Origin of the sequence: uncultured Campylobacter sp., assembly GCF_938018035.1 — a bacterium.
Classification (GTDB): Bacteria; Campylobacterota; Campylobacteria; order Campylobacterales; family Campylobacteraceae; genus Campylobacter_B.
This window is the reverse complement of the sequence record NZ_CALIJF010000179.1, coordinates 1-2,696: the sequence shown is the minus strand read 5'-3', so window position 1 is coordinate 2,696 and position 2,696 is coordinate 1. Positions and strand designations below refer to the sequence as shown.

Annotated in this window: 4 protein-coding genes; all 4 read left to right on the top strand. The window is 50.4% G+C overall.

Annotated elements, in window-relative coordinates; genetic code table 11:
* Nucleotides 1-1,122: homoserine dehydrogenase (locus tag Q0257_RS05405; protein ID WP_298022523.1), on the top strand; the 1,122-nt coding region annotated here is incomplete at its 5' end.
* Between the two features lies 1 nt (nucleotide 1,123).
* Nucleotides 1,124-1,462, top strand: a complete 339-nt coding sequence (locus tag Q0257_RS05400; protein WP_298022521.1) for a YraN family protein — start codon at nucleotides 1,124-1,126, stop codon at nucleotides 1,460-1,462.
* Between the two features lie 70 nt (nucleotides 1,463-1,532).
* Nucleotides 1,533-1,847, top strand: a complete 315-nt coding sequence (gene trxA / locus Q0257_RS05395; protein WP_295151069.1) for a thioredoxin — start codon at nucleotides 1,533-1,535, stop codon at nucleotides 1,845-1,847.
* Between the two features lie 111 nt (nucleotides 1,848-1,958).
* A partial coding sequence (locus Q0257_RS05390; protein WP_298022518.1) for an FAD-dependent oxidoreductase occupies nucleotides 1,959-2,696 on the top strand: 738 nt, incomplete at its 3' end.

Sequence of the window (2,696 nt, the reverse complement as noted above, 5' to 3'; positions counted from 1 at the left end):
GTGCAAATTCCGCTTAGCAGCGACGCGCAAAGTATCATCGAGCGCGATGATATCGACGTTTTTGTAGAGCTTATGGGTGGGGTAGAAAAGCCCTATGAGATTGTAAGTGAAATTTTAAAGCGCAAAAAGGCGGTCGTTACCGCAAATAAGGCGCTTTTGGCTTATCATCGCTACAAGCTCCAGGCTTTGGCGGGCGATACGCCTTTTGGCTTTGAAGCGAGCGTAGCGGGCGGAATTCCGATCATTAAAACCCTGCGCGAAGGGCTAAGCGCCAATCGTATCGAAAAGATAATCGGCATCGTAAACGGCACGAGCAACTTCATCCTTACGAATATGATGCAAAAAAATGAGAAATTTGAAGACGCGCTAAAGCGAGCTCAAGAGCTCGGATACGCCGAAGCCGATCCTAGCTTCGACATCGGCGGATTTGACGCGGCGCATAAGCTCTTGATCTTAGCTAGCATCGCATACGGCGTGCACGGAGACCCGGAAGATATCCTAATCGAGGGGATCGAGGAGATCACGCAGGAGGATATATATTTTGCGCGCGAATTCGACTTCATAATCAAGCTGCTTGCGGTAGCTAAGCGCGCGTGCGACAACAAAGTCGAGCTGCGCGTCCATCCTGCGCTCATTTCAAAGGATCAAATGCTCTCAAAAGTCGATGGCGTAATGAACGGCGTGAGCATCTACGGAGACTGCGTCGGCGAGAGTATGTATTACGGACCGGGCGCGGGCGGCAGCGCTACGGCAAGTGCGGTTATAAGCGATCTCATCGACATTGCGCGCGATAACAAAAATCCGATGCTCGGCTATAAAATTTTGCCGAGTGAAAATTTTATGCAAATTCTGCCGAGCGAGCAGATCCGCACGAAGTATTATTTCAGGCTGCGCGTGCGCGACGAAAAGGGCGTACTTGCGAAGCTTACGAACATTATGAGTTTAAACGATCTTTCGATCGACAGCTTTTTGCAAAAGCCGAAACTCAAAACGGATGAGGAAGTGACGCTGTTTTTCACGACGCATACGTGCTGCGAGAAGGACATAAAGCGCGCCATAAGCGTGATTAGCGGCGAAAATTTCATCACGCAAAAGCCTTTTATGATCAGGATCGAAAGCTAGCTTGGGCTTAAAAGAATACATTTTCGGCTTTGCCTGCGAGGACCGTGCGGCGGAATTTTTACGCGGCGAAGGGTTTGAAATTTTAAAGCGAAATTTCCGCTGCCGTTTCGGCGAGATCGATATAATCGCGCGTAAGGGTGGAATTTTGCACTTCGTCGAGGTGAAGGCCACGAGCGGCGATTACGACGCCGCGGAGCGCGTGACTGGCGCCAAGATGGCTAAAATTTTAAAAGCGGCGGAATTTTATCTGATGAGCTGCGATACGGACGAGCCGTGGCAGATCGACGTCGTGGAAGTTTATCCAAAGCAGATAAAATTTATCGCCAACATATCTTTTTAAATTAGAATTTTTATTATTTATTTAAGATAATGAACTATAATCCACAGAATTTTAACACAAGGAGAACATTATGGGAAAGTATATAGAGCTTACTTCGGAGAATTTCGACGTTACTAAAGAGGGTGTCGCGCTAGTCGATTTTTGGGCGCCTTGGTGCGGACCGTGCCGTATGATCGCCCCGATCATCGAGGAGCTTGCGAACGATTACGAGGGCAAGGCTAAAATTTGCAAAGTAAATACCGACGAAGCGCAGGATCTTGCGGTGCAGTTCGGCGTCCGCTCGATCCCTACGATACTATTTTTCAAAGACGGCGAGCTAAAAGCTCAGCTCATCGGCGCGCAATCTAAGCAGATCATAGCCGACAAACTAAACTCGCTTCTGTAAATTTTAAAAGGGCGACTTTCGCCCTTTTTTTCTCCTACTCATCGTTTTATTAATTAAATTCGTAAATTTAACGCCCACGGCTTTACTTAATAAAATAATTAAGGAGAAAAAATGTTAGATTTAGCAATTATCGGCGGCGGTCCTGCGGGGCTAGCGGCGGGGCTTTATGCTACAAGAGGCGGTTTAAAGGATGTCGTGATGTTTGAGATGGGGATGCCCGGCGGGCAGATCACCTCAAGCTCAGAGATGGAAAACTACCCGGGTGTCGCCGCGGTGACCGACGGGATGAGCTTTATGGCGCCTTGGCAGGAGCAATGCTTCCGCTTCGGGCTGAAGCACGAGATGGTGCGCGTGCTGCGTATCTCAAAAGACGGCGACGGAAATTTTACGATCTATCTCGAGGGCGATCAAACACGACGCGCGCGTGCCGTTATCGTCGCTACGGGCTCTACTCCGCGCCGCGCGGGGATCGAGGGCGAGGATGAGTTCTTCGGTCGCGGCGTCAGTACCTGCGCGACCTGCGACGGGTTTTTTTACAAGGGCAAAGAGGTTGCCGTCCTCGGCGGCGGCGATACGGCGCTAGAGGAGTCGCTGTATCTAGCTAAAATTTGCTCTAAAGTCTATCTGATCCATCGCCGCGATGAGTTTCGCGCCGCGCCTTCGACAGTGCAAAAGGTACGCGAAAGTGAGAATATCGAGCTCATCACAAACGCGCTCGTAGAGCAGATCAAGGGCGATGCAAGCGGCGTAACTGGCGTCGTAGTCAAGGATAAAACCAGCGGCGCCGCGCGTGAGCTGCAGCTGCCGGGGATCTTCGTATTCGTGGGGCTTGACGTGCGAAACGAGGTG

What these genes read in the sequence shown, in the direction of transcription:
- trxA (WP_295151069.1), top strand. Translation starts at nt 1,533, where the DNA reads ATGGGAAAGTATATAGAGCTTACTTCGGAGAATTTCGACGTTACTAAA.